This window comes from Streptomyces sp. NPDC102283 (assembly GCF_044766265.1).
Lineage (GTDB): Bacteria > Actinomycetota > Actinomycetes > Streptomycetales > Streptomycetaceae > Streptomyces.
The window spans coordinates 314,505-340,801 of sequence record NZ_JBIWLQ010000009.1 but is presented as its reverse complement, the minus strand read 5'-3'; the positions used below and the strand labels follow the sequence as shown (position 1 = coordinate 340,801).

Annotated in this window: 21 protein-coding genes and 1 pseudogene; 16 read left to right on the top strand and 6 right to left on the bottom strand. The window is 73.5% G+C overall.

Translation table 11 applies throughout. The features are described 5' to 3' along the window. Positions 1 to 72: 72 nt before the first annotated feature. Both eat and ACIRJT_RS20425 read right to left on the bottom strand, forming a co-directional pair. Complete coding sequence (gene eat, locus ACIRJT_RS20430) at positions 73 to 1,542, bottom strand: ethanolamine permease (RefSeq protein WP_069756850.1); 1,470 nt, start codon at positions 1,540 to 1,542, stop codon at positions 73 to 75. A gap of 180 nt (positions 1,543 to 1,722) precedes the next feature. Continuing rightward, positions 1,723 to 2,481, bottom strand: a complete 759-nt coding sequence (locus ACIRJT_RS20425) for a FadR/GntR family transcriptional regulator (RefSeq protein ID WP_403911088.1) — start codon at positions 2,479 to 2,481, stop codon at positions 1,723 to 1,725. A 142-nt stretch (positions 2,482 to 2,623) separates the two neighbouring features. On the opposite strand from ACIRJT_RS20425, the gene ACIRJT_RS20420 reads away from it, so the two are divergent. From ACIRJT_RS20420 to ACIRJT_RS20410, 3 genes are read left to right on the top strand one after another with little or no spacing between them, the layout of a single operon-like run. After that, a complete protein-coding gene (locus ACIRJT_RS20420; RefSeq protein WP_403911086.1) occupies positions 2,624 to 3,988 on the top strand; it encodes a glutamine synthetase family protein in 1,365 nt (454 codons plus the stop codon). 51 nt (positions 3,989 to 4,039) lie between these two features. Next, entirely contained in the window at positions 4,040 to 5,422 is a 1,383-nt protein-coding gene (locus ACIRJT_RS20415; protein ID WP_403911085.1) for an aldehyde dehydrogenase family protein, read from the top strand. Positions 5,423 to 5,427: 5 nt separating this feature from the next. Continuing rightward, positions 5,428 to 6,213 (top strand): 3-oxoacyl-ACP reductase, encoded by a 786-nt coding sequence (locus ACIRJT_RS20410; protein ID WP_403911083.1) that lies wholly within the window; start codon positions 5,428 to 5,430, stop codon positions 6,211 to 6,213. A gap of 55 nt (positions 6,214 to 6,268) precedes the next feature. Here ACIRJT_RS20410 and ACIRJT_RS20405 read toward each other — a convergent pair whose 3' ends face one another. Together ACIRJT_RS20405 and ACIRJT_RS20400 are read right to left on the bottom strand one after the other, a co-directional pair. After that, positions 6,269 to 7,474, bottom strand: coding sequence for a helix-turn-helix domain-containing protein (locus tag ACIRJT_RS20405; protein ID WP_403911081.1), 1,206 nt, complete (start codon positions 7,472 to 7,474; stop codon positions 6,269 to 6,271). Then, positions 7,471 to 7,623: a hypothetical protein gene (locus ACIRJT_RS20400; protein WP_371622061.1), complete on the bottom strand. Its 153-nt coding sequence runs from the start codon at positions 7,621 to 7,623 to the stop codon at positions 7,471 to 7,473. The genes ACIRJT_RS20405 and ACIRJT_RS20400 overlap by 4 nt, the downstream gene beginning before the upstream one ends. 185 nt (positions 7,624 to 7,808) lie before the next feature. Here ACIRJT_RS20400 and ACIRJT_RS20395 point away from each other — a divergent pair, with 185 nt between their 5' ends. The 12 genes from ACIRJT_RS20395 (at position 7,809) to ACIRJT_RS20340 (ending at position 23,134) form a co-directional block, all read left to right on the top strand. Next, the gene (locus ACIRJT_RS20395; RefSeq protein WP_403911079.1) at positions 7,809 to 8,792 is read left to right on the top strand and encodes a DUF3068 domain-containing protein; all 984 of its coding nucleotides are present in this window, start codon (positions 7,809 to 7,811) and stop codon (positions 8,790 to 8,792) included. Positions 8,793 to 9,092: 300 nt separating this feature from the next. Beyond that, complete coding sequence (locus ACIRJT_RS20390; protein WP_403911077.1) at positions 9,093 to 10,286, top strand: glycosyltransferase family 4 protein; 1,194 nt, start codon at positions 9,093 to 9,095, stop codon at positions 10,284 to 10,286. Next, entirely contained in the window at positions 10,283 to 11,002 is a 720-nt protein-coding gene (locus tag ACIRJT_RS20385) for a class I SAM-dependent methyltransferase (protein ID WP_403911076.1), read from the top strand. The genes ACIRJT_RS20390 and ACIRJT_RS20385 overlap by 4 nt, the downstream gene beginning before the upstream one ends. Then, positions 10,999 to 15,378, top strand: a complete 4,380-nt coding sequence (locus tag ACIRJT_RS20380; RefSeq protein ID WP_403911074.1) for an alpha-(1->3)-arabinofuranosyltransferase family protein — start codon at positions 10,999 to 11,001, stop codon at positions 15,376 to 15,378. Before ACIRJT_RS20385 ends, ACIRJT_RS20380 begins: the two co-directional genes overlap by 4 nt. Further along, positions 15,378 to 16,706, top strand: a complete 1,329-nt coding sequence (locus tag ACIRJT_RS20375; RefSeq protein ID WP_403911072.1) for a condensation protein — start codon at positions 15,378 to 15,380, stop codon at positions 16,704 to 16,706. The genes ACIRJT_RS20380 and ACIRJT_RS20375 overlap by 1 nt, the downstream gene beginning before the upstream one ends. Continuing rightward, positions 16,703 to 17,428, top strand: a complete 726-nt coding sequence (locus ACIRJT_RS20370; protein ID WP_403911070.1) for a methyltransferase domain-containing protein — start codon at positions 16,703 to 16,705, stop codon at positions 17,426 to 17,428. The genes ACIRJT_RS20375 and ACIRJT_RS20370 overlap by 4 nt, the downstream gene beginning before the upstream one ends. A 4-nt stretch (positions 17,429 to 17,432) precedes the next feature. Then, positions 17,433 to 18,326, top strand: a complete 894-nt coding sequence (locus tag ACIRJT_RS20365) for a hypothetical protein (RefSeq protein WP_403911068.1) — start codon at positions 17,433 to 17,435, stop codon at positions 18,324 to 18,326. A 106-nt stretch (positions 18,327 to 18,432) separates the two neighbouring features. Continuing rightward, positions 18,433 to 18,651 (top strand): Trm112 family protein, encoded by a 219-nt coding sequence (locus ACIRJT_RS20360; RefSeq protein ID WP_007453982.1) that lies wholly within the window; start codon positions 18,433 to 18,435, stop codon positions 18,649 to 18,651. Beyond that, on the top strand, positions 18,648 to 19,418 hold the full coding sequence (locus ACIRJT_RS20355) for an FkbM family methyltransferase (RefSeq protein ID WP_403911066.1): 771 nt from the start codon (positions 18,648 to 18,650) through the stop codon (positions 19,416 to 19,418). Before ACIRJT_RS20360 ends, ACIRJT_RS20355 begins: the two co-directional genes overlap by 4 nt. A 49-nt stretch (positions 19,419 to 19,467) precedes the next feature. After that, complete coding sequence (locus ACIRJT_RS20350) at positions 19,468 to 20,199, top strand: GntR family transcriptional regulator (protein WP_403911064.1); 732 nt, start codon at positions 19,468 to 19,470, stop codon at positions 20,197 to 20,199. 195 nt (positions 20,200 to 20,394) lie between these two features. After that, complete coding sequence (locus ACIRJT_RS20345) at positions 20,395 to 21,693, top strand: amidohydrolase family protein (RefSeq protein ID WP_403911062.1); 1,299 nt, start codon at positions 20,395 to 20,397, stop codon at positions 21,691 to 21,693. Positions 21,694 to 21,751: 58 nt separating this feature from the next. Further along, positions 21,752 to 23,134 (top strand): amidohydrolase family protein, encoded by a 1,383-nt coding sequence (locus tag ACIRJT_RS20340; protein WP_403911060.1) that lies wholly within the window; start codon positions 21,752 to 21,754, stop codon positions 23,132 to 23,134. 59 nt (positions 23,135 to 23,193) lie between these two features. Here the strand turns inward: ACIRJT_RS20340 and ACIRJT_RS20335 are convergent, their stop codons facing one another. Beyond that, positions 23,194 to 25,098, bottom strand: coding sequence for a serine/threonine-protein kinase (locus tag ACIRJT_RS20335; RefSeq protein WP_403911058.1), 1,905 nt, complete (start codon positions 25,096 to 25,098; stop codon positions 23,194 to 23,196). Between the two features lie 241 nt (positions 25,099 to 25,339). Here ACIRJT_RS20335 and ACIRJT_RS20330 point away from each other — a divergent pair, with 241 nt between their 5' ends. Next, positions 25,340 to 26,101, top strand: a complete 762-nt coding sequence (locus ACIRJT_RS20330) for an IclR family transcriptional regulator (RefSeq protein ID WP_403911056.1) — start codon at positions 25,340 to 25,342, stop codon at positions 26,099 to 26,101. A gap of 56 nt (positions 26,102 to 26,157) precedes the next feature. Here the strand turns inward: ACIRJT_RS20330 and ACIRJT_RS20325 are convergent. After that, a pseudogene (locus tag ACIRJT_RS20325) lies at positions 26,158 to 26,244 on the bottom strand (DUF1345 domain-containing protein); the annotation flags it as partial. Positions 26,245 to 26,297: the final 53 nt, after the last annotated feature.

Sequence of the window (26,297 nt, the reverse complement as noted above, 5' to 3'; positions counted from 1 at the left end):
TCGCTGTCAGGGGACGGGCTCCCGCCCCGTACGCCTCCGAGAGGCGGGAGCCCGCCGCCCGGGCCGGCCGTCTCAGTCGCGGGCGAGTTCCGCCTCGGCCGCCGCCAGCGCGGCGAACTCCTCCTCCGGGGCCCCCGCGACCAGCCGGTGACGGCTGTAGAAGGCGAAGTAGGCCAGCGCCACCGCGTACACGCCGAGCGCGATGAACGCCGCGTCGCGGTCCACCAGGAAGGTCGCCACCAGGGCCGAGCATGCCAGAACGAAGGCCACGGACGAGGTCAGCGCGCCGCCGGGGGTGCGGTACGGCCGCGGCAGCTCCGGTTCACGGCGGCGCAGCACCAGGTGGGAGAGGGCCATGAGGGCGTAGCTGATCGTGGCGCCGAAGACGGCGACGTTCAGCATCCGGCCGCCGTTGCCGCTCCAGGCGGCGAGCGTGAACCCGATGACTCCGGGGATCAGCAGGCCGAGGTAGGGGGACTTGCGTCGGTTGGTGAGTGAGAGGAAGCGCGGCAGGTAGCCGGCCCGGGAGAGGGCGAACAGCTGGCGGGATCCGGCGAAGATCAGGGAGAAGAAGGAGGCCACCAGTCCGGCGAGGCCCGCGTAGTTCACGAAGCGGCTCAGGGCGGTCGGCTCGCCGGTGCCCTGGAGGGCCACCACGAGCGGGTTCCCGGCCTCCTTGATGGCGTTGGCCCCCTGGGCGCCGGTGGCGGAGATGAAGGTGATGACGGCCAGGAAGACCAGCACGACGAGCGAGATGGCCAGCGCCTTCGGCATCGAGCGCACCGGGTCCTTGGCCTCCTCGGCTGCGAGCGGTACGCCTTCCACACCGAGGAAGAACCACATGCCGAAGGGGAAGGCGGCCCAGATCCCGAGGAGGCCGAAGGGCAGCCAGGAGGAGGAGCCGAAGGCGGAGGTGTCCGCCGGGATGTCGTTGAGGCGGCTCGCGTCGAACTCGGTGAACGCGCCGACGGCGAAGATCAGCAGCGCGGCCACCGCGATGGCGGTCACCACCAGGCTGAAGCGGAGCGCCTCGCCGACTCCCCAGAGGTGGATGCCGATGAAGATCGCGAAGCAGGCGAGGTAGACGGGCCAGCCGGAGGTGAGGCCGAAGAGGCCGAGCGATTCGACGTAGTCACCGATGAACAACGCGATCGCGGCGGGCGCGAGGATGTACTCGATGAGGATGGCCGTGCCGGTGAGAAAGCCGCCCCAGGTCCCGAGCGCCCGCCGGGCGAAGCCGTAACCGCCGCCCGCCGTGGGCAGGATGGCGGAGAGTTCGGCCAACGCGAAGACCAGGCACGCGTACATGACGCCCATCAGGACCATGGCCGCGGCGAGTCCGCCGAAGCCCCCCTTGGACAGGCCGATGTTCCAGCCGGAGAAGTCGCCGGAGACGACGTAGGCGACGCCGAGCCCGGTCAGCAGGAGCCAGCCGGCGCTGCCCCGGCGCAGGGTCCTGCGGTGCAGATACGCGTCCGTGCCGGACACCCCCGGGCTCGCGTCTCCGGGTGGTCCGGCGGGTGTTTCGGTTCCCTGAGCCATGAGGCGCTCCAGATGTGTGTCGACGTCATCGTGGGAACTGCTTCGATCAAAGGTTCGTCGGCACACCTTTGTGGAACGTCGGGGGAACCGCAAGGGGCGCGCGTCAAAGAGTGGTCGCGGATTCGAGAAGTGGTGATGGAATCGCCTCGCCACCGGCCCCGGCGGCCCGCGGGGGGCGGCTCAGGCGAGGAAGCCGCGCAGCAGGGCGGCCGTGCCTCCGCAGTGCTCGCGCATCATCTCGCGGGCCGCGTCCGCGTCCCGGTCCAGGACCGCCTCGACGACGGCGGCGTGCTGCTGCTGGGAGTGCTCCAGGTTGCGCACCAGCAGCGGGATGCAGTCGAGCAGTTCGTTGAGGGTGGCCCGGACCGCGGCGTACTGGGCGGCGAGCGTGCGGGAGCCGGAGAGTTCGGCGAGCGTGAGGTGGAGCAGGGTGTCCTGGCGGCGGTAGTCCTCCAGCCGGGCGCCCTGCGTCGCGTCGAGCGCGGCCCGCAGCGCGGCCCCGCCGTCCGCCGGGAGCCCTTCGGCGCACAGGCCCGCCGCTCCGGCCTCCAGCACCTCGCGGAAGCGCAGGGTGTCCTCCACGTCGACGGCGGCGACGCGGCGACGCAGTTCGTCACTGCCGTCGAGGGCGGCGGTGCGCGGCAGGACGAACGTTCCTCCGTAGCGGCCCCGGCGGCTCTCGACCATGGCCTGGTCCTGGAGGACCTTGAGAACCTCGCGCAGCGTCACCCTGCTGATCCTGAGGTGCTGGGACAACTCGCGTTCGGAGGGCAGCCGTTCGCCGGGCGGGACCAGACCCAGGCGCAGAAGTTGGAGGACCTGCTCCAGCGCCTCCTCGAAGCCGTTGCCCGCGCGGACGGGTCGCAGCACGGAGTCCAGCCTGTCGGTCGCGGCGCCACCCCCGCCCCCGGTCGCGCCGGCCGCCGCCCCATCGGCCACGGACGGCCCCGCCGCTCCCGCCGCTCCTGCCGCCGGACGGGTGTCGTCCGCTCTTCTCCTCGTGGCCACTGGCGGATCCCCTTCCCAAGCAATGGTCCTCTGTCATACCTTAAGCCTCTCGGTTCACCCAAGGAGGCATCCCGTGGCAGACCGCACACCCCCGCTCGGCGTCGACGAGCTCCGCTCACGGGTCGCGGACGGGTCGATAGACACCGTGGTGCTGGCCTTCCCGGACATGCAGGGCCGGCTCCAGGGAAAGCGGTTCGCGGCCGGGTTCTTCCTCGACGAGGTGCTGGAGCACGGCACCGAGGGCTGCAACTACCTCCTGGCCGTGGACACCGAGATGCGGACCGTCGACGGCTACGCGATGTCCTCGTGGGAGAACGGCTACGGCGACTTCGGCATGGTCCCCGACCCCGCCACCCTGCGCCCCGTCCCCTGGCACGAGGGGACCGCCCTGCTGATCGCGGATCTCGCCTGGCACGACGGCAGTCCGGTCGTCGCGGCCCCACGTCAGATCCTGCGCCGCCAGCTCGACCGGCTGGCGGAGCTCGGCTGCACCGCCCAGGTGGGCACGGAGCTGGAGTTCATCGTCTTCCGGGACAGTTACGAGGAGGCCTGGGACCGCGACTACCGCGGGCTGACCCCGGCCAACCAGTACAACATCGACTACTCGATCCTCGGTACCGGCCGCATCGAGCCGTTGCTGCGCCGGATCCGCAACGAGATGCAGGAGGCCGGACTGACCGTCGAGTCCGCCAAGGGCGAGTGCAATCCCGGCCAGCACGAGATCGTCTTCCGCTACGACGAGGCGCTCACCACCTGCGACCAGCACGCCGTCTACAAGACGGGCGCCAAGGAGATCGCGGCCCAGGAGGGCGTCTCGCTGACGTTCATGGCCAAGTACGACGAGCGCGAGGGCAACTCCTGCCACATCCACCTCTCGCTGACCGACGCGGACGGCGCGAACATGATGGCGGGCGAGGGCGAGGGCGGCATGTCCGAGCTGATGCGGCACTTCCTGGCCGGCCAGCTCGCCGCCCTGCGGGACTTCTCCCTCCTCTACGCGCCCACCATCAACTCCTACAAACGCTTCCAGCCCGGCTCCTTCGCCCCCACCGCCGTCGCCTGGGGCGTCGACAACCGCACCTGCGCCCTGCGGGTCGTCGGCCACGGGCGCTCGATGCGCTTCGAGAACCGGCTGCCCGGCGGCGACGTCAACCCGCACCTGGCCGTCGCCGGACTGGTCGCCGCCGGACTGTACGGGGTCGAGCACCGGCTGGAACTGCCCGAGGCCTGTACGGGCAACGCCTACACCGGGGACTACGACCAGGTGCCGACGACCCTGCGCGAGGCCGCCGAGCTGTGGGAGGCCAGCCCCATCGCCAAGGAGGCGTTCGGCGAGGAAGTCGTCGCGCACTACCTCAACATGGCCCGCGTCGAACTGACCGCGTACGACTCCGCGGTGACCGACTGGGAGCTGCGCCGCTCCTTCGAACGCCTCTGACAGCCAGAAACCCTCCGCACCGCCACCAGCTTCCGTGATCGGGGTCCGTACGTGTCACCACCCACCCTGGACGTCCTCAACCCGGCGACCGCCGAGGTCGTCGCCACCGTCCCCGCGGCCTCCGCCGCCGACGTGGACGCCGCCGTCACCCTGGCCGCCGCGGCCCAGCGCCGCTGGGCGGCCGCCGCGCCCGCCGACCGGGCGCGCCTGCTGCGCCGCTTCGCCGTCGTCGTCGACGAACACATCGAGGAACTGGCCCGGTTGGAGGTCCGCGAGGCCGGACACACCATCGGCAACGCCCGGTGGGAGGCCGGCAACGTACGCGATCTCCTCGACTACGGCGCGGGCGGGGCCGAACGACTCCTGGGCCGGCAGATCCCGGTGGCGGGCGGCATCGACTTCACGCTCCTGGAGCCGCTGGGCGTCGTCGGGGTCATCGCTCCGTGGAACTTCCCGATGCCGATCGCCGCCTGGGGCCTCGCCCCGGCCCTCGCGGCAGGCAACGCCGTCCTCCTCAAGCCCGCCGAGACGACGCCGCTGACCGCTCTCCGACTGGCCGAACTCGCCCTTGAGGCCGGTCTTCCCGAGGGACTGTTCCAGGTGCTGCCCGGCGAGGGCCCGGTGGCCGGGAGCGCCCTGGTCGAGCACCCGGGAGTCGCGAAGATCGTGTTCACCGGCTCCACCCGGACCGGCAAGCACATCATGACCCGCTGCGCGGAGCGCGTGAAGCGGCTCACCCTGGAACTGGGCGGCAAGAGCCCCAACATCGTCTTCGCCGACGCCGATGTCGAGGCCGCGGCGGCGGCCGCGCCGATGTCCTTCCTGGACAACGCCGGTCAGGACTGCTGCGCCCGCACCCGGATCCTGGTCGAGCGTTCCGTGTACGACCGCTTCCTCGACCTGCTCGTCCCGGCCGTGTCCGCCGTCGTGGTGGGCGACCCGGCCGACGAGAGGACCCAGATGGGGCCGCTGATCTCGGCCGTCCAGCGGGACCGGGTCCGGGGGCTCGTCGACGGCGGCCGGGGAGCCGACGGCGGCCGGGCCATCCTCGGAACAGCCCCCGAGGGACCCGGGTTCTGGTACCCGCCGACCGTCCTCACCGGGGTCCCGCCCGAGGCGCCGGTGGCCGTGGAGGAGGTCTTCGGGCCCGTCGCGGTGGTCCTGCCGTTCGAGGACGAACAGGACGCGCTGCGCCTCGCCAACGCCACCGACTACGGACTCGCCGGCTCGGTCTGGACCCGGGACGTCGGCCGCGCGCTGCGCGTGAGCCACGGGGTCCGGGCGGGAAACCTCTCCGTCAACTCGCACTCCAGCGTGCGCTATTCGACCCCCTTCGGCGGCTACAAGCAGTCGGGCCTGGGCCGCGAGCTCGGCCCGGACGCGCTGGCCGCCTTCACCGAGACCAAGAACGTCTTCATCAGCACGGAGGCCTGAGCACCATGACCGACACTTCATCCGTCTGCCGCCGCCTGGTCGGCCGCACCGCCGTCGTCACCGGAGCCGGCAGCGGCATCGGCCTGGCCACCGTCCGGCGGCTGGCCGCCGAGGGCGCGCACGTCGTCTGCGCCGATGTGGACGAGGAGAGCGGCAAGGCGGCCGCCGAGGAGGCGGGCGGGCTCTTCGTGCTTACCGACGTCACCGACGCCGGCCAGGTCGACGCCCTCTTCAGGGCCGCGTTCGACGCCTGCGGCTCGGTCGACATCGCGTTCAACAACGCGGGCATCTCCCCGCCCGACGACGACTCCATCCTGGACACCGGCCTGGAGGCCTGGCGGCGGGTGCAGGAGGTCAACCTGACCTCCGTGTACCTCTGCTGCAAGGCGGCGATCCCCTACATGCGCGAGCAGCGCAAGGGCTCCATCATCAACACGGCGTCCTTCGTGGCCCGGATGGGCGCTGCCACCTCGCAGATCTCGTACACCGCGTCCAAGGGCGGGGTCCTGGCGATGTCGCGCGAGCTCGGCGTGCAGTTCGCGCGGGACGGGATCCGGGTCAACGCCCTGTGCCCGGGTCCGGTCAACACCCCGCTGCTCCAGGAGCTGTTCGCGAAGGACCCGGAGCGGGCCGCCCGGCGTCTTGTGCACATCCCGGTCGGCCGGTTCGCCGAGCCGACCGAGATCGCCGCCGCCGTGGCGTTCCTCGCGAGCGACGACTCCTCGTTCGTGAACGCCACGGACTTCCTGGTCGACGGCGGGATCGCCGGGGCGTACGTCACCCCGGTCTGATCCCGGCGGTCCGGGGACCCCGGCGGCCGGACCTCCCCCGGCCGCCGGCCGCGGTTCAGCCCGGGACGGCGGCCGGATCACCCCTCAGGCGCCGGGCGCGGAGCACCAGGAGCATCTCGAAGCGCTGGTCCGGTTCGTCGATGGCGTCGCCCCACAGCTCGCGGATCTGCCGCAGCCGGTAGCGGGCCGTCTGCGGGTGGATGCCGAGGCGGGCGGCCACCTCCGGGGCGCCGCCGGGGGTCTCGATCCAGGCGAGCAGCGTCTCGGCCAGGCGCCGGGCCTGGGTCGGGCCGAGGCCGTCCAGCGGGGCGAGGCAGCGGCGGGCGGACGCGTCGATCAGCTCCTGGGCGGGGAGCAGCAGCAGTTCCTCCGTCCGCTCGGTGCAGTACAGCACCTCGCCCTGCGGCAGCAGGTCCTTCTTGATCAGCTGGACCGCGGTCTCCGCCCAGCGCAGCGAGGTCGCCGCGGCCGCCAGCGGGACCGCCGGGCCGATCGCCCCGGACCAGCCGGCCGTGGCGCGCCGCAGGATCTCCGCACGGCCCGCCGTGTCCGGGTCGGGGATGACGATGCGCGGCTGCTCGCTCTCCATCTCCAGCAGGATGCCCTGCCCGACCGCCGGGGCCACGGCCTCGCGGGCCGGGCGCATGAGCACGCCCACGGCGATCGTCTCCGGGAGTTCCCAGCCGATGCGGGCGGCCCGCTCGGACAGGGCCACGGACACGTCGCCCCGGTGTTCCACCAGGAGGAGCTCGATCAGCTGGCGCTGGAGGCGGAGCCGTTCGCTCGCGCGCCGGGCCGCCGCCTCGGCGTAGCCCCGTACCGACTGTTCCACGAGCCCGTCCAGATACTCGAATCCCGATTCGGCCAGCTCGTACATGGCGGGCGCGGGAATGTCGGCCTGCTGGCCGATCTCGGCGAGCCTGCGCCAGGTGAGCCGGACCCCGAGGCGATAGATGGCCTGGAGCGCGTCGAGGCTGCGGCCCTCGAGCCCCTCGCCGCGCCCGAACTCCTGGAACATCTCCGGCGGCACCCGTGGGTGCGCGCCGGCGGTGAGGTTGTGGACGAAGCCTTCGATGGCGCGGTGGATTCCGACGAGGGCCAGCGGCTCCCCAGACTCGTCCTCGACCAGGTGCAGATAGGGATATTCCTGGCGAATCTGGTACAGGATCGTCTGAGCGAGCTCAGGCGCCTCGGCCCGGGCGATCGCCTCGAAACGGTCGAGCTTCGACCGGGGGACGTCCTGCCAGGCCGGGCGGGTCACGGAGCCGCCGGGGCGGTGTCATAGCTGATCAGAGGCGTATTGGGCTGGTCGGGAGTGGCGTCGAGCAGTGCCACGGCACCGACCGCCGCGCCAACGGCGAGCGTGGCGGCCACCAGGACGGTGACAGCGGCGGCGATGAGTCTGCGCATAGTTCGGGTCAGCTCCTTGCTGGAGGCGATCCCCACCCCGTCAGCCGGGCCCCTCCGGCTGGGACACAGTGTCGACAGCACATTGACATTCCGTCAAGGGCTTGCTTACTGTTCACGCCAATCAAGGGCTGACCGGCCCGGGCCCGTGCACCTCCGCGAAGAGATTTCGACCCAGGAGTGCCCGGATGCGCCACAACGCTTCACCCTTGTCGCTTGTCCTGCTGGGGGCAGGGGTTTTCCTGCTCGTCCTCGCGCCGCTGCTCGTCTGGTACGTCCAGCCGCACGCCAAGCGCACCCCCATCGACATCGACACCACCACCGTCTTCACCGGAACGGGCAGCTATTTCGACACGTCCGAGGTGGAGACGGTCGACGGCAGAACGATCACGATCACGCGGCAGGTGCGCGGTGACGTGGCCGACAGCGAGAAGAGCGGCAACGCCGTGTGGGACGTCTCCACCTCGGTCGACCACCAGGACACCCTGCCCGCCTCGGACCCCCGTGACGCCCTCCAGTGGACGCTGGAGCGCTGGGTGACCGACCGGGTCACGAACGAGCCGGTCCACTGCTGCGAGGAGTCCCCGACGTTCGACGGGGAGGCCTATCTCAAGTTCCCCTTCGACGTCGAGAAGCGTTCCTACCGCTGGTGGGACGGCACGCTCGGCGGGGCGGTGCGGCTCTCCTACGCCGGTGAGCAGGAGGTTCAGGGCTACTCCGGCCTGCTCTTCAAGGGCGAGGTCGAACCCACGAAGACCGGGGTGCGCCAGGTGCCGGGACTGCTCGTGGGGAAGAAGAAGATCCCCCAGGTGCTGGCCGAGGAGTGGTATTCCAACAGCGGCATCGAGCTGGTGGTGGACCAGCGCACCGGCCGCATCATGAACGCGGCGATCGGCCCGAGGAAGACGCTGCGCGCCCCGGGCTCCGAGAAGGACGCCGTCGTGCTCCTGGAGAGCAAGCGGGTGGAGTTCACCGAGGAGACCCAGCTCAAGCAGGTCGAGCTGGCGTCGGCGGACAGCGACCGGCTGGCGATGCTCGGCACGACCGCGCCGGCCGGGGCGGCGGGGCTGGGCGGTGTGCTCGCGCTGGCGGGCGTCGTGCTCGTCGTCCGTGGCCGCCGGACGGAGCCGGAAGCGCCGAACACTCACATGATGACGATTCCGCACACCTGAGTTACCGGCAAGTTGTTGCACCGGTGAGTAGCCGGGCGCGTACCCGTGCCGAAAACTGTCTATCCCCACCAGAGCACGGCCCCCCGGTCTCGTCCCCGTCCGCCCCTCTCCTCTTTCACTTCGTCATCACCCTCATCACCTCTTCTCCCTCATCACTCTTCTCGATCCCTCGCCCCGCGGCCGGCTCCCCGGCCCAGCGCACCCCTGTCCCGGCCCCCCGGTACGTCCCCGCTCCGAGCGGCCCTCGCCCCGAGGGCCGCTCCCCGGAGTCCCCGTCCCCCGAGCCGAGTTGGAGCACCCATGCCCCAGCACGTCCCTCCCCCACTGCTTGACGCCGTCGCGCGCCCGGGTCAGAGCCCGGCGCCCGCCACGGTCCCCGCGACCCCGAGACGTATCGTCTTCCTCGCCCATCGCGACCTGGGCAATCCTGCCGCCGGCGGCTCCGAGCTGCTGGTCGACCAGCTCGCCCTGGGTCTCACCGAGCAGGGCCACGACGTCACGCTGCTGTGCGGCGGACCGGCCGCCCGACGGCCCTACCGGGTCGTCTCGGCCGGCTCCACGCTCGGGCACTACGTCGGCGCGCGGTCCGCGTTCGCCCGGCAGATCGGCTCGTGCGACCTGCTCGTCGAGGTCTGCAACGGCATGCCGTACCTGGCCCCCCTGTGGCACCGCGGACCCACGGTCTGCCTGGTCAACCATGTGCACACCGACCTGTGGGACATGCGTTTCCCGACGCCGGTGGCCCGTGCCGGGCGCAAGCTCGAACACTGGGCGCTGTCCCGCGCCTACCGCGACCACCTGATGATCGCGGTGTCCCCGTCCACGGCGGGCGCGCTGCGCGAACTGGGCGTGCCCGACCGACGGATCCGGGTGGTGCACAACGGGGTCCAGGAGCCGAGCCCGCAGGGCGAGCGGTCCGACACACCGCTGTTCGTGGCGCTGGGCCGGCTCGTCGACTACAAGCGGATCGATCTGCTGCTCCAGCTCTGGGAGCGGGTCCGACCGGTCACCGGCGGCCGGCTCGTCATCGTCGGTGACGGCCCCGAGCGGGCCCGGCTGGAACAGCTCGCCGGTCCCGGTGTGGAGTTCGCCGGTCATGTGACCGAGGCGGAGAAGCACCGGCTGCTCTGCGCCGCGTGGATGCTGCTGCACCCGGCGGCCGTGGAGGGGTGGGGTCTGGTGGTCACGGAGGCCGCGGCCCGGTCCACCCCGACCCTGGGCTTCGACGTGCCGGGACTGCGCGACTCCGTCGAGGACGGTGTCACCGGAATCCTCGCCCCCGGGTCGTCGTCCTTCGCCGCCTCCTGGTGCGCGCTCGCGCTGGACGACGGGCGGCGCGAGGCGATGGGCAAGGCGGCCCGCGAACGGGCCGCCGACTACCGGTGGACCGCCAGTGTCCGCCGGTTCGCCGCGGTCGCCGCCGAGGCGACCGCCGGCGCGGGCGCCGGGGCCGTAGGCGGCCCGAGCGCCCCGGTGATCGGCGCGAGCGCGTGAAGGACCCCTCGTTCCGGCGGTCGGCCACCCTGTTCCGCGCCTTCCTGCGCGAACAGGGCGACCCCGCCACGGCCTACACCCTGCTGGCCCGCGACGCGGCCGACCAGGTCGAGCGGCACGGCCCGCTCCGCGACCAGGTCGTCGTGGACATCGGCGGCGGCGACGGCTACTTCACCCGCGAGTTCCGGCGGCGCGGCGCGCACAGCTACCTCTTCGAACCGGACCCGGCGGAGATCGGCCCCGGGCAGCGCGCGGACACCGTCGTCGCCGACGGCTATCTGCTGCCGCTCGCCGACGGCGCGGCCGACGTCTGCTTCTCCTCCAACGTGCTGGAGCACGTCGCCGATCCGCACACCTTCCTCAGCGAGATGGCGCGGGTGACCCGCCCCGGCGGCCTCATCTACGTCTCGTACACCAACTGGCTCTCCCCGTGGGGCGGCCATGAGTGGGCGCCCTGGCACTACCTCGGCGCCGAACGCGCCCGGAGCCGCTACGAGCGGCGCACCGGCGGTCCGGCCAAGCACCGGCTCGGCGAGAACCTCTTCAAGATCGGCGTCGGGGAGACCCTGAGCCACGTCCGGAGCCGCTCCGACGTGGCCGTCGTCTCCGCACGCTCACGCTACTGGCCCGTCCTTCCCCAGCTCGTGCCGCGCATCCCCGTCCTGCGGGAATTCGCCACCTGGAACCTCCTCCTCATTCTCCGGCGGTGTTCATGACCAGCGCTGTCCACCCACCCCGGTCCACGGCACCGGAGGGCGCGGGTCCCGCGCCCTCCGGTCCCGCCGACGGACCGCCCACGCCCCGTTCGCGGCGGTGGCTGCTGGGCTTCTGGGCCGCCGTGTTCGCGGCGTTCCTCGCGGTGTCGCCCGGCCGGATGACGTTCGACACCAAGCTCGGCGTCGTCGTGGACCCCTGGCGCTTCCTCGGCGACCTGGGCGAGCTGTGGCACAGCCGGGCCGGGTTCGGCGGGATCGCCGACCAGTACGTGGGCTACGCCATCCCCATGCTGCCGTACTACGGGGCCGCCGACCTGCTGCACGTACCGGTCTGGCTCGCGGAGCGGCTGTGGCTGTCGCTGATCGTGGCGACCGCCTTCTGGGGTGCTCTCCGGCTGGCGGAGCGGCTGGCCGTGGGTTCCCCGGCCACCCGGCTGCCGGCCGCGGTCGCGTACGCGCTGTGGCCGACGTACACCATCGTCGTGGGATCGACCTCGGCGGCGGCCCTGCCGGGCGCCCTGCTGCCGTGGGTGCTGCTGCCGCTGACGAACCCGCGCCTCGCGCCGAGGATCGCGGCGGCCCGCTCCGCGCTGCTGATCCCGCTGATGGGCGGCGTCAACGCCGCGTCCACGCTGGCCTCGCTGCTGCCGGTGGGGCTGTACCTGCTGTCCCGTCCCGGCGGGCCGCGCAAGCGCGCCCTGCTGGCGTGGTGGATCCCGGGCGTGATCCTGGCGACCGCCTGGTGGATCGTTCCGCTGCTGCTGCTGGGCACCTTCGGCGAGAACTTCATGCCGTACGTGGAGTCCTCGTACACCACCACGACGACCATGTCGGCGACCGAGGTGCTGCGCGGCGGCGGGAACTGGGTCGGCTATCTGAACTTCGGCGAGGCCTGGCTGCCCGCCGGCTGGACCGTCGCCACGGCGACCGTCACCATCCTGGGCTCGGCGCTCGCCGCCGCCCTGGGCCTGGCGGGGCTGGCGCGCCGTGATCTGCCCGAGCGCCGCTGGCTGGTGCTGACCGTGCTGAGCGTCGCGCTCATCACGCTCGCCGGCTACGGCGGTGCGCTGGGCGGGCTGTTCCACGGGACCGTGCAGGACTGGCTGGACGGCTGGCTGGTGCCGTTCCGCAACATCTACAAGTTCCAGACGGGGCTGGCGCTGGCGCTGGCCCTGGGCCTCGCGCACCTCACCGCGGTGGCCTCCGTCGCCGCGGCGGCCCGTGGCGGCGGGCGCGCCCGCCGGCTGGTGCCGGTGATCGCCGCCGCGCTCGTGCTGCCGGGTCTCGCCTGGCCGTACGTCAACGGCTCGATCCTGCAGACCGGTTCGTTCCAGCAGCTGCCCACGTACTGGGAGACGACCGCGAGCTGGCTGAAGAAGAACGCGGCCGACGACCGCGCCCTGGTGGTCCCCGCGACCGCGCACGGCATCTACACCTGGGGCTCCCCGATCGACCAGCCGCTCGACGTGCTGGCGAACTCGCCCTGGGCGCAACGGGATTACGTGCCGTTCGGCACGCCGGGCAACCGGCGGGCGATGGACGCCGTCGAGCAGGCGCTGACCACCGGCGGCGAGGTCCCCGGACTGAGCGAGTACCTCAACCGGGCGGGGCTGCACCATGTGGTGGTCCGCAACGACCTGGATCCCGACCAGTTGGGGTACGTCCCCACGACCACGGTGAAGCGCACCCTGGAAGCGTCCGGGTACCGGCGCGTGACCGGATTCGGTCCGGTGATGACCGGCGGCCGGATCGCGGCGGACACCCCCGTGCAGGTCGAGGGCCTCTATCCGCGGCAGCGGGCCGTGGAGATCTACGAGCCGCCCGCCGGGACGGAGCGTACGGGGCGGGCGACCACGTCCCCGGTGGCCTCGACGGCCGTCGTGAGCGGCGGGCCCGAGTCCCTGCTGCCGCTGTCGGCGAGCGGCGCGCTGAAGGGCCGGCCGGCCGTGCTGGCCGGTGACGCGCACCCGGGTCTGGGACGGCCGTCGCTGTACGCGGCGGGCGACGGGCTGCGGCGTGCCGACACCCGGTTCGGGCTGGTCAACTCCAACACCTCGTACACCTACACCGCCGATGAGCGCAACGCGGTTCGGGCCGCGCAGGATCCGGACCGGAGCCCCCGGCAGATCCTGCCGTCGTCCGGCGCGGAGCACCAGACGACGGCCGTGCTGCGCGGCGCCAAGAAGGTCAGCGCCTCGTCGGTGGGCAACTGGCTGTTCCACCTGCCGCAGTACGACCCGGTCAACGCCTTCGACGGCAACCCGGACACCGGCTGGGCGGAGGGGTCCCCGGGCTCTCCCGAGGACGAGTGGGTGCGCATCGACTTCACCGCTCCGACGGAGCTTCCGGGCTCGCTCCAGGTGACGCCGCTGCCCAGCGCGAACGTGCGGGCAGCACCGACCGTCGTCCGGGTCGAGACCGAGCGGGGCCACAAGGACAGCCCGCTGAAGCCGGACGGATCGGCGCAGACGGTGGCCGCGCCCGCGGGGCAGGCCTCCTGGCTGAAGGTGACGATCCTGGAGTCCCAGCAGGGGCGTCCCGGGCTCACCGGCGCCGGTTTCACCGACATCGCGATCCCCGGGGTGCAGGTGACCCGGATGCTGGAGCTGCCCTCCGACGCGCCCCGTGAGGGCGCGGACTCCACGGTCTACTCGCTGCGGCGGGGCAGCGACCCGGGCGGCCTGTCGTCGGTGGCGGCCGAGGTCGGCCTGCACCGGCAGTTCACGGCCCGGGAGGCGGGCCCGTACAAGGTGTCCGCGAGCGCGGTGCCGGTGCCCGGCGAGGACCTGGACAAGCTGCTGTTCGAGCTGACGGGCGAGCGGGACAGGATCGAGGTGAGCGCCGACTCCACCGCACGGCTGGGCACCAACCTCAGTCCGCGCAATCTGACCGACGGTGATCTGACCACGGCCTGGATCGCGGGCGAACGCCCCACGCTGCGTCTGTCCTGGCCGGAGAAGAAGGAGGTCGGGGAGATCGTCTTCGCGGCGGCCGGCGGTCTGTCCACCCGCCCCGAGCAGGTGCAGATCAGCTCCCCCGACGGCACGGCGGTGGCCTCCGTGGACGAGAACGGCATGGCCCGCTTCTCGCCCATCAGGACCGACCGGATGGACATCACCATCTCGCGTCAGGCTCCGCTGACCGTCCACAACCCGGTCGCCGACGACCAGTTGCAGCTGCCGGTGGGGCTGAGCGAGGTCTACATCCCGGCCCTGGAGGAATACCGCTCGCCGCAGCCGAAGCCGGACAAGAAGTTCAGCCTGGCCTGCGGAAAGGGTCCGGTCCTGTCCGTCGGCGGTACGTTCCTGGAGACCCGCGCCGAGGGTCTGGTGCGGGACCTGACGCAGCGCCGCCCCATCGAGGTCACGCCGTGCACCGAGGGCGGCACGGTGGAGCTGGCCGCCTCGTCCACCACGGTCGAGGCGGGTGACGCGGGGCCGCTCGCCATCACGGACGTCACGCTGAGCAACGGAACCTCCGAGGCCGCGGCGGACACGCCGCGTCCGGTGGACGTCGAGCGGGGCGACGGCGACCGGCGCACGATCGCCGTCGGCGCGGGCGAGGCCTCCTACCTCCAGATCCACGAGAACCACAACAAGGGCTGGAAGGCCACCCTGGACGGCAAGGAGTTGACGCCGCTGCGGATCGACGGCTGGCAGCAGGCCTGGCTGATCCCGGAGGGCGAGGGCGGCAAGGTCACCCTGGAGTACGAGCCGGCCCGGATCTACCAGGTGGGGCTGATCGGCGCGGGTGTCCTGCTCCTGGCGCTCGTGGGGCTCGCGTTCGTGCGCCGACGGGGAGCCGAGCCGTACGCGGCCGGGGAGCAGCCCGTCGTGCCGGGTCCGGGGCTGGTCCTGGGCACCGTGGCGCTCACCCTGGTGGGGGTGGTGATCTCGGGGCCGCTCGCCCTGGTGGTGCCGGTCCTCGCCGTACTCGCCCACTTCCGGCCGAGGCTGCTCGCGCCGGTCGCGTTCGCGGCGATGGCCGCCGCGGGTGTCGTCGCGGCGGTGGGCACCGGGGAGACCACGGCGGCGGGCGAGGGCGCGTTCGGTGCGACGGCCCAGTTCCTCGCTCTGGTCGGCCTGTTCGCCGCACTGGTCACGGTCGGACGCGAGCCGCTCGGCAGGCGGGCCGCCGGGGGCCGGGGCACGGCCGCCGCGGACGGCGGGGCGCCCACGGTTCCGGCGCAGGCCACCGCCACCGCGGGCCGGACGGTGTCCACCGACCCGAAGCGTCCGCAGGGAACTCCGCCTCCCGCGCCCGGAATCGGGTACGGGTCCGCCTCGGGCTCGGACGAAGGGGACGGCGGTGACGGCCCGACGCAGCAGCCCGGCGGTCAGCAGCCGCCGCCGTCCCGTCCCGGAGGGGCCACCTGATGGCGACCACGCAGCACCCCCGGGCGCGGGGCGGTACGCCCCGGCCCGGGGCCCCGGGCCGGGTGCCGTTCCCGGTGGTCGACGAGGTGGCCCGGCACTGTGCGCAGGACGCCGAGCCGAACACCGTGCACATCGAGATCCATCTGCCCGGCCGGGTGGACGAGGCGCGGCTGCGCGCCGCGTTCGCCGAGGCGCTGGCCCGGCACCCCCGGGCCCTGATACGGGAGCGCCCCCGTTCCCCGTTCGCCCGGCGCTACGAGTGGGAGCTGACCGGGAGTCCCGACGCGGATCCGGTCTCCTTCCCGGCGTCCGCGCCCGGGGCCCTCGACCGGGCCCGCGCGCGGTCGCTCGACGAGGCTCCGCCGCTGACGGCGTCGCCGCCGCTCAGGCTCACCGTGGTCGAGGAGCCGGGGACCGAGGGGTGCGTCCTGCTCTTCACCGTGCACCACACGGCCCTCGACGGCCCGGCCTGCATGCGGCTGGCGGCGACGGCCGCCGAGGTCTACGGGGCGCACCGCGTCCCGGCGGCCCCCGCACCCGCGCGGCCGGCGTCCGAGCCGCTCGTCGGGGAGTCCCCGGCGGCGCCCCTGGCCCGGCCCGCCCGGATCGCGGCGGGCTCGCCGGGGCCCGCGCCGGTACCGGGCAACGCGATGCTGCTGGTCGAACTGCCGGTCCCGAAGCGGGAGTCCGGCGCGCCATACACGGTGAACGACCAGCTGATGGTGGCCACCGCGCTCACGGTGGCCGAGTGGAACCGGACGCAGGGCGCTCCGGGGGCCGACCGTCGGCCGCTGCGGATCACCATGCCGGTCGACGACCGCACCCGGGGCCCCGAGATGCCGATCGGGAACGGCACCCGGCTGGTGGAGGTCGGCTTCGCCGGGTCCGAGCTGGCGCCCGGGGCGGACATCCCCGCCCTGCTCCGGGCGACCGCGGAGCGGACCCGGGCGCTCAAGGCGCGCCCCCGGCCCCCGCTCGGCCGTTCCGCCTCCCTGCTGACCGCGCCGCTGCTGCCGGTGGCCGCCCGCGCCGCCCTCACCCGGGGGCTGCGGGTGCTGGCGGGGCCGTGGACCTCGACGACGCTGCTGAGCAACATCGGCCGGGTGCCGTACCCGCTGGACTTCGGGGAGGCGGGCCGGGCAACGGCCGTGTGGTTCTCCGCGCCCGCCCGGATGCCCCGGGGGCTGACGTTCACCACGGCGTCCACGGGCGGCCGACTGCATCTGGCGCTGCGCTGGTCGCGCACCCTGCTGGGCGACGAGGACGGCGTACGCCTGCGCGAGCTGTTCACCCGTCACCTGGCCTCGACGTCCTCGGAGACCGTATGACCGGCACCACCTCTCCCCCGCCCGGGCTGCGGGACTTCTACGAGAACCCGGCCGTTCCCGTCGCCTCGGGCGACGGGCGCACCCTGCGGCAGGCCCGGCTGCTGGCCGACGCGCTGGGCGCGCCGGGGCAGGTGATCCTCGACATCGGGTGCGGCGACGGCACGGCGGCGGCCACGGCGGCCCCGATCCTCGCCGGGCACCGGCTGATCGGCGTCGACTGGTCGCAGGACGCGCTGCGCAGGGCCCGGCCCCGGATGGGTCTCGTGGTGCGGGGCGAGCTGGAGCACGGCGGGCTGCCGCTGGCCGACGGATGCGCGGACGCGGTGCTGTTCAGCGAGATCCTGGAGCACCTGGTCGACCCGGACCAGGCGCTGGACGAGCTGCGGCGGGTCCTGCGGCCCGGCGGCCATCTGATGCTGTCCACCCCGAACCTGGCGGCCTGGTACAACCGGGCGCTGCTGCTCGCCGGCGTGCAGCCGGTGTTCTCGGAGGTCAGTCTGCGCGGGATCCACGGCCGCCCCGGCTCGGAGGTGGTCGGGCATCTGCGGCTGTACACGGCCCGTGCGCTGCGCTCGTTCCTGGCGGCGTCCGGCTTCGACGACGTGAGGATCACGGGCGCCCCCTTCCACGGGGTGCCGCGTCCGCTGCGGCTGCTGGACCGGGCGGCGTGCTCGGTGCCCGGGGCCGCCTCCATCCTGCTGGCCCACGCGCGGCGGAGGTAGCTCGATGTGGTGGGGCGTCGGCGCGGCGCTGGTCGCCAACGCGCTGTACAGCGTGGGGTTCGTGGTGGAGAAGCGGGCTCTCGGCTCGCTGCCCGCGCTCTCCGCCGGTCGGCCGCTGCGGGTGATCCGGGTGCTGCTGACCAGTCCGCTGTGGATCGTCGGCGCGCTGGCGCTGGCGGCCGGGTTCGGGGCCCAGCTGATCGTCTACCGGGCGCTGCCGATCGCGGCGGCGCAGGGCATCTTCGTCTCCGGTCTGGTGCTGCTCCTGCTGTTGTCCTCGGCCGTGCTCGGCGAGGAGTCGACGGGCCGCGAACGCTATGCGCTGGGCGGGGTGCTGGTCGCCCTGCTGATGGTCGTGGCCTCGGTGCGCGAGGGCGAGGACGTGGTGAGCGGCGGCGCGCCGTGGGCTCTGGTGCTCCTGGTCTGCGTGCCCGCGCTGGGGGCGGGCGTCTGGCTGTACGTACGGGTCGAGAGCCGGGCGGCGCAACGGCACCGGGTCCCGACCAGCGGCATCGGGTACGGGGTGGCGGTGGGCCTGCTCTACGGGGTCAGCTCGCTGGCCATCAAGGGCACGTCCAGCCGCCTGAACAGCACCGATCTGGGCGAGGCCGCGTGGTCGCTGCTGGCGTCCCCGTATCCGTATCTGCTGCTGTTCACCGCGGGGGCCGGTCTGGTGATGTCGCAGACGGCGTTGCAGCGCTGCCGGGCCTCCCTCATCGTGCCGGTGTGCACCACGGTGACCAGCCTGTTCACCGCGGTCCTGGGGACGCTCGCCTTCGGCGAGACGCTTCCCGAGGATCCGCTGCTGCTGACCCTGCGGGTCGGCGGCACGGCGCTCGCCCTCTCCGTCCTGCTGGCCATGCCGCGCCATGATCCGCAGCCCGCCGCCCCGTCCTGACCCGGATACGGCACGCCGCGTCCGACACCCCACGACATCCCACGACACTTCCGACACCCCGGACGCCCCGGACGCGTCCGACACCTCCGACACCGAGGAGCCCCCGATGAACCCCGACGACCCGCTGCTCGCCCTGCTGGCCTGCCCGCTCGACAAGGGCCCGCTGTCCCTGCTGGCCGAGGAGGAGGCGCTCTACAACCCCCGGCTGCGGCTGAGTTACCCGATCGTGGACGGCATCCCGCAGCTGCTGCCCTCATCGGGCCGGAAGGTCGGGGCGGACGACCACGAGCGCCTGCTCACCCGGCTCAAGGCCTCGGCCACGTGACCACGTTCGCCGCGGCGGTGGCGTCCCGGCTGCCCGAGGGTCTGGTCGGCTCGGCCGCCGTCGCCCTCTACCCGCGCTTCGAGCCCGAGCTCCGGCGGCTCGCCGACTTCTGCCCGCCGGACGGCGTCGCCGTCGACATCGGGGGCTGGTACGGCCCCTGGTCGCGGCGGCTCGCCGCCCGCTGCGCCGAGGTGGTCACCATCGAGCCCGTGCCGCATCTGGCCGAACACCTGCGCCGGACGCTGCCGTCGAACGCCCGCGTGGTCCAGGGCGCGGCGACCGACCGGGCGGGCACGGCACAGCTGTGGTTCCCGGAGGGCGACCGGGGCGACCGGGGCGTGTCGTCGCTGGCCCGCCGCGACATCCACGCGCACTGCCTGGAGGTGCCGTCGATCACCGTCGACGGTCTCGGGCTGAGCGGGGTCGGCTTCGTGAAGATGGACGTCGACGGCAGCGAGCGAGCGGCGCTGCTCGGTGCGGCGGAACTGCTGCGCAAGGACCGCCCGGCCCTGCTCATCGAGTTGGAGAGCCGGCTCGGACCGATCGCGCCGGCGGTCGACCTGCTGACCGGCCAGGGCTACGCGGGCTGGCTCCTGGCGGGCCGGCGCTGGATCACGCTCGACGGGTTCGACCTGGTGGCCCACCAGGCCCGGACGGAGCACCTGGTGCACCAGGGCCTGCTGCGCCGGGCCTTCGTGCCGCACCGGGAGCGGTACATCAACTCGGTGCTCTTCCTGCCGGACGGACGGACCCCGGGCACGGCCTGACGGTCGCGGGCCCCGCGTATCCTCGGCCACGGGGCATGCCGAACGGAGGATGGCGTACGTGGCGGGCAGCAGCGCAGGGCAGGACCGGGCACGGCCGGACGGCCCCGGGAGCGAACGGGCCGGCGCCCCGGAGCGCACGTCGCTCAGCGCCCGCGCACGCGACGCGGTCCGGGAGCGGATCGTCGACCGCCGCTACCCGCAGGGCGCCCGCCTCGTGGAGCGCGAGGTCGCCGAGGAGCTGCGGATGTCCCGCGTCCCGGTCCGTGAGGCGCTGCGCGCCCTGGTGGGCGAAGGACTCCTGGAGCTGCTTCCGCACAGCGGGGTCCGGGTGCGCCGGATGGAGCGGGCCGACGTGGAGCACCTGTACGAGGTGTGGGAGCCGCTCGCCGTCCAGGCCTCGCGGCTCGCGGCCCGGCGGGTGGCGCGGTCCGCCCCGGCGGAGCCGCCGGGCGTCACCGCGCTGCGGACCTCCCTCGACCGGGCGGAGCAGGCGGCGTCCGACGCCGAGGGGGCGCGCGAGGTGGCGGCCCACACCGCCTTCCACGAGGACATCGTGGCCCTGAGCGGCAACCCGATGCTGGCCCGCACCATGGAGCAGCTCAGCGGACAGCTCCAGCTGCTGTTCGGGATGCGGGAGGAACCGGAGCACATGCGGGCCCAGCACGCGGTCATGTTCCGGTACATCGCGACGGGCGACGAGGAGTCCGCGGCGGCGAGCACCCTGCTGCACGTACGGGACAGCCGGGCCGTGGCTCTACGGTCCCTGTTCGACGACGCCTAGCTTTGTATACCAGACAGGCCCTCCCGGCAGGGGAACTCCGCCGCACCCACCCAGCGTTCACTTGACACGGCACAGAGCTGCAAGTTTTCCGCACACACGAAGAGCGGAATCACTCCTTCCCAGACCGCCGACCAGCCTGGTATACAAAATGCTCCCACGTTCACTCCCGCTTGCCGCGGCCGAAGGAGCCTTTCCATGTGCGTCGACAACACCCCGCCCCCCTCCGGCCGGCTGACCCGGCGAGGTGTTCTCGCGGGCGCCGCGGCCCTGGCCGGGACCTCCGCCGTCCTGGCCCAGGCCGCTCCCGAGGCGTCCGCCGCGCCGACCGCGTCCCGCGGTTCGTCGGGGCGGGGCGGCGATCTGGTCGTGGACGGCGGCAGGCTGCTCGACCCGCTGACGGGCGAGGTCACCGAGGACGCGGTGGTCGTGATCATCGGGGGCGTCGTCCGCGCGGCCGGGCCCCGGGGCCGCGTCGGGACGCGGACGCCTTCCGGGGTGCCGGTGCTGCGGGCCCACGGGCAGTGGATCCTGCCCGGCCTGGTCGACGCCCATATCCACCTCAACACGGCCGCCGAGGCGCGCGACGCGGTCCTCAAGGGCGCGACCAGCGCGCGCAGCGGTTCGACCAACTTCTACCAGGACGTCGCCGTAAGGGAGTTGGCCCGCCAGGCGCCGGAGCGGGCGCCCCGGCTCCGGGCCGCGGGAATCTTCGTCACCCCGGACCTCGGCGACACGATCCTCGCCGACCCGGACCTCGCGCCGCTCGCACGGCTGCGCGACGGGGTGCGCTCGGCCGAGGCACTGCGCCGGGTGGTCGAGGTCAACCTCGCCCGCGGGGCCGACACCATCAAGACCCGGGTGAACGAGCGCGCCGGGCTGCCCGAACAGGACCCGCTCGTCCAGGTCTACGACCACGAGCAGCTGTCCACGATCGTGGCGGCGGCGCGGCGCGGCGGAAAGGGGGTGCTCTGCCACAGCTACAGCGAGAAGGGCTGCCACGACGCGGTCACGGCCGGGATCCGGTCCCTGGAGCACGGGGCGTTCGTCGGCGAGCGCACCCTGCGCGAAATGCGCCGCAGGGACACGTACTTCACACCGACGCTCACCGCCATCGCCGGGCTGGCGGAGTCCTCGGACCCGGTCCTGGCCGAGCGCGGCCGCACGTATCTCCCCGTGCTGAAGCGGGCGGTGCTCGCGGCGCACGAGCTGGGCGTCCCTCTCGCCGCGGGCACCGACTCCTCGGGCGGAACGGTCGACCCGATCGGCCGCGAGGTGGAGCTGATGCACGCGGCCGGGCTCTCCGCCCTGGACGCGATCCGCACAGCGACCACGGGCGCCGCGAGGCTCCTCGGGTTCGGCTCCACCGCCGGCCGCCTGGCGCGGGGCTTCGCGGGCGACGTCCTGGTGGTGGACGGCGACCCGTTGGCCGACCTCGGCGTGCTGAGCCGCCCGGCGCGCGTGGTGCGGGCAGGCTTCCCCGTACCGGCCGCCTGACCGCGCCCTCCCCTCCGTCGTTTCCTCCGCTCCCCACTCCCCTTCGAAGGAACCCTCGATGCACGCCGATTCCACCGCCTCCCCCGCCGCCGGTCCCTCCCGGCGCTCCATGCCGGCCGGCGCCGCCGCCCTCGCGGGCACCGCCGCCGCCATCACCGCGCCCGGGTCCGAGGCCGCCGCCGCGCCCCGGACCGGCGGAGCGTCGCCGTCCGCCGCCGACCGGATCACGGAGCAGCCGGACCGCACGGGCGGCCACGCGCGCGCCACGGTGTTCAAGAACGTGCGGCCCTACGGGGCGGCGACGCCCGTCGATCTCACCGTCGTCGACGGCGTCATCAGCGCCGACCCCGCGCCGCGCGGCGCCGAGGCCGTCGACTGCAAGGGCGGGATCGCGCTGCCGACCCTGGTCGACGCGCACATCCACCCCGACAAGACGGCGTGGGGCGAACCCTGGGTGACGCGGAGTCCGGCGGGCTCCATCGCGGAGTACACCGCCGAGGACGTGAAGCTCTACCACGCGCTGCGCACTCCCCTGGAAAAGCGCGCGGAACGCCTGATGGGCCACGCCGTGGCCCAGGGCACCCGGGCGATGCGGGCCCATGTCGACGTCGCTCCCGCCTACGACCTGGTGGGCGTCGAGGGCGTCGGATCCGCCCGCAGGGCCCTGCGGCACGCACTCGACGTGGAGATCGTCGCGTTTCCGCAGCACGGGGTGATCCGTACGCCGGGCACCGAGGAGCTGCTGGAGGAGGCGGCGCGTACCGGGGCGATCGACCGGGTCGGCGGCATCGACCCGATCGGGTTCGACGAGGCGCTCGACGAACAGCTCGACATCGTCTTCGGGATCGCCGACCGGCATTCCGTGGGCGTCGACATCCATCTGCACGAGCGTGCCGCGACGGGGCTGGAGTCGCTGCGCGCGATCATCGACCGCACCCGGGCGCTGTCGTTGCGGGGCAAGGTGACCGTCAGCCATGTCTTCTGCGTGCCCGGACTGCCCGAGCGGGAGCTCGACCGGCTGGCTGCGGACCTGGCGGACGCCGGGATCTCCCTGACGACCGTCGCTCCCTCGTCGGACCTGGTGCTGCCGATCGGCCGGCTGCGCGAGCACGGGGTCCTCGTGGGCCTGGGCTCGGACGGCGTACGGGACTCGTGGAGTCCGTTCGGCAACGCGGACATGCTGCACCGCTCGCACCTGCTGGCCCAGGTGCAGGACGCCCGTCTCGACGAGGAGCTGGAGGCGGCCTTCCGCTCGGGGGCCGACGGCGGTGCCCGACTCCTGGGGTTGCCGGAGGTGGACCTCGAACCCGGTTCGCCGGCCGACTTCCTGCTGGTGCGCGGGGAGTGCCTGCCGCAGGTCGTGGTCGACCTGCCGCGGCGCGAGATGGTGGTGCGCGGCGGACGGATCGTCGCCCGGGACGGCGAGCTCCTCGGTCGCTGACCGCCCGTGCCGGCCCCGCTGCCCGTCGATGACGGACGTGGGGCCGGGTACGGGTGCCGTCAGCTCTGCTGCGCCTCTTCGGCGTTGCGCCAGACCGTGAGGTCGAGGGTGATGTAACGGCTGGGGTCGTCCGGGCCCGCCTTGCCGCGGTAGGTCACCACAGCGATGTGTCCGGCCTTGCTGAGTACGCAGATCTGCGACCCGGACGTGAGCTGTTCGAGGTCGATCTTCTCGGTGTAGCGGGTCTCCTGCCGGCAGACCTCCAGCGAACCCTTCTGCGAGTTCTTCAGCACCACCAACTTCCCGTTGGCACTGCCCACCCGCTCGTCGCCGAAGAGGGAGTCCCAGGAGAAGTAGAAGTCCCCCTTGCCGTAACTGACTCCGCTGCCGGTGTCCTCCTGCGGCCGGGGCGGATGATCGGCGAGCTTCAGGGCGTAGTTCGCCGTCATGTCGATGCCCTTGTACGTGACGGGCTCGGGATCGGCAGGCTTCTCCCGGGCCTTGCCCCCTGAGCCCGCCATGTCCCCCGAACCGCCGCCGCTCGAAGCGCCGTTGGAGGACGACGAGGCCCGGTCCCCCTTGCCGGAGGTGTCGGGGTCGTCCGGCAGCAGGGAGCCGATGACACCGAGGAAGACCAGCGCGCCGACGACCGAGGCGGCGACGATCAGCCCCGTCCGCTTGGGGCGCGGCGCGGCGGGCCGGAAACCGGGCGAGCCCCAGCCGGACGGTTGGGAGCCGGGCTGCTGGTAGCCGGGCTGGGCGAATCCGGACGGGTAGTGGGGCGGCGGGGTGGCGTAGCCCTGGGGGTGGGTGTTCTGCTGCCAGTGACCGGTGGGCACGGCTCCCGGCGCCCCTGGGACTCCCGGCGCCCCGGGTGCCCCCGGCGCTCCGGGGCCGGTCCGTGCTCCGGGGCCGGCCTGTGTGGGTGCGGCGGCCACGGCGTAGCCGGTCGGGGTGTACGGGTGGGCGGGGCCCGGTGCCGGGGGCTGCGGGGAGTGCTGCGTCGGCGTGGGCGCGGGGGCGGTGGTGGGCTGCGGGGGCGGGGTGGGCGCGGGGGCGGGGAGCTGGTGGCGTTCGGTGATGGAGCCGGCGACTGCCCGCGGGAGCCAGTCCTCGCCCTGGCGCAGTGGTTCGGGCGAGATCTCGTGGCACATCCGGATGATGTCGGTGAGGCTGGGACGGTCGGCGGGGTCGCGGCTGAGACAGCGGGTGACCAGGGGGCGCAGCTCCTCGGGCAGCCGGCCGAGGTCGGGGTCCTCGTGGACGATCCGGTAGAGGACGGCGTGCGAGGGGCCGTCGCCGAAGGCGGGCGCGCCGATCGCGGCATAGGCGGCGATCTGGCCGAGGGCGAAGACGTCGGTGGCCGGGGTGACGGTGCCGACCGCCGCCTGTTCCGGCGACATGAACGCCGGGGTGCCGACGCTGACGCCGGTGCCGGTGAGGGCGGTCGCGTCGGCGGCCCGGGCGATACCGAAGTCGATCACCCGGGGCCCGTCGGCGGCCAGCAGGACGTTCGCGGGCTTCAGATCACGGTGGACGATGCCCGCACCGTGGATGACGCCGAGCGCCTCCGCCACCCCGACGGTCAGCAACAGCACGCTCCGCAGCGGCAGTCGACCGTGCCGGGCCACCGCGTGCGCGAGCGAGGGACCCGGCACGTACGCCGTCGCCAGCCATGGCTGCGCCCCCTCGGTGTCCGAGTCGATGACCGGCGCGGTGTACAGGCCCTGCACCCGCTGCGCGGCCCGCACCTCCTGCTGGAAACGCCGCCGGAACTCCGGATCCTCGCTGAACTCCGCCCGGATCACCTTGATCGCGAGAGGACGCCCGCCCGGCGTGTACGAGAGGTACACCTTGCCCATCCCGCCCGCGCCCAGCACGGCGGCCAGCCGATAGCCCCCCACAACAGCCGGGTCGTCGGCCTTGAGCGGCTGGAACGGGTCGTTCGAAGGTGCGCTGCTCATTCGGAACCATCCCCCTGGTCACGGCAGTCCGGAGCCTGCACACGCCCCGAAGATCAGACGAGAGCGTACCGAATGCCGGGGGCGGAGGGCCTGGCCGCATCGGAGGCGTACCGCGGCGGCGTACGGTCCGTACGGGGTCGGGTTCGAGGTCGGGGTCGGGGTCGGGTTCGAGGCCGGCTTCTTCCCGTCCGCCCGCCGGAGCGGCCTTGCCGCTCCCCCGCGCCGGGTCCATGCTGGTGCCATGGGTGACCAGGCCGGCCCCGAGCCGACGGTGTCCGTCCGGCAGGACCTCCGGTTGCTGGAGGCCGCTGGGGCACACCGGGACGGCGCCTCCGTGCGGCAGCTGGCCCAGGAGGCGGGGCTGCCCGAACCCACGGCCCGGCGGCTCCTGCGCGAGCTCACCCAGGACGGCTATCTGCACGAGCTGGACGACGACGCGTTCACCCTCCGTGAGCGCGACTCCCCACGGCACGCCGCCGTCGACGGCCAGGCGCTGCGGGAGCGCATCCGCCCGCTGCTGTCGTCGCTGCGCGACAGCCTGTCCGCCGCCGCCTACCTGACGTTGTACGACGAGGGGGAGATCCGGGTCCTGGAGATCGTCGACAGCCCCCCGGCCCCTCGGGTGGACCTGTGGGTGAGCTTCCAGGAGGCCGGGCACGCCACCGCGCTCGGCAAGAGCGTGCTCCGCGAGCTGGATGGAGAGGCCCGCGCCGGCTATCTCTCCCGGCACTCCCTGGCCGACCTCACACCCCGCACCATCACCTCCCGCGAGGAGCTGCTGCGGCAGCTCGACTCCGCCCCCGCGGGCCCGCTCTCGCTGGACCGGGGGGAGTACGCGCGGGGCACGACGTGCGTGGCGGCGCCCGTGTACAGCGGTGACCAGGTCGGGGCGATCGGCATCTCGTTCCGGTCGGACCGGATGTACCGGACCACCGAGGTCAGGGCGCGGTTGCTGGAGTCGGCGCTGCGCGTCACACGACGGCTGACCCTTCCGGGGTCCTGACGGGTCCGGTGGTGCTGACGTGCCCGGAGCGTCGACGCGTCCGCGCCGGGGCCTCGGCCGGTGACGATGCCGGCGACCGGGTTGATCGTGGTGGCCAGGATGCTCGCGCCGAGGACGGAGGGCAGCAGGCGGTGCCGGAGCGCGCGTGGCCCGCACCGGTGCGGCCGCAGCCCTGGAGCGGCTCCCCGAGGACCGA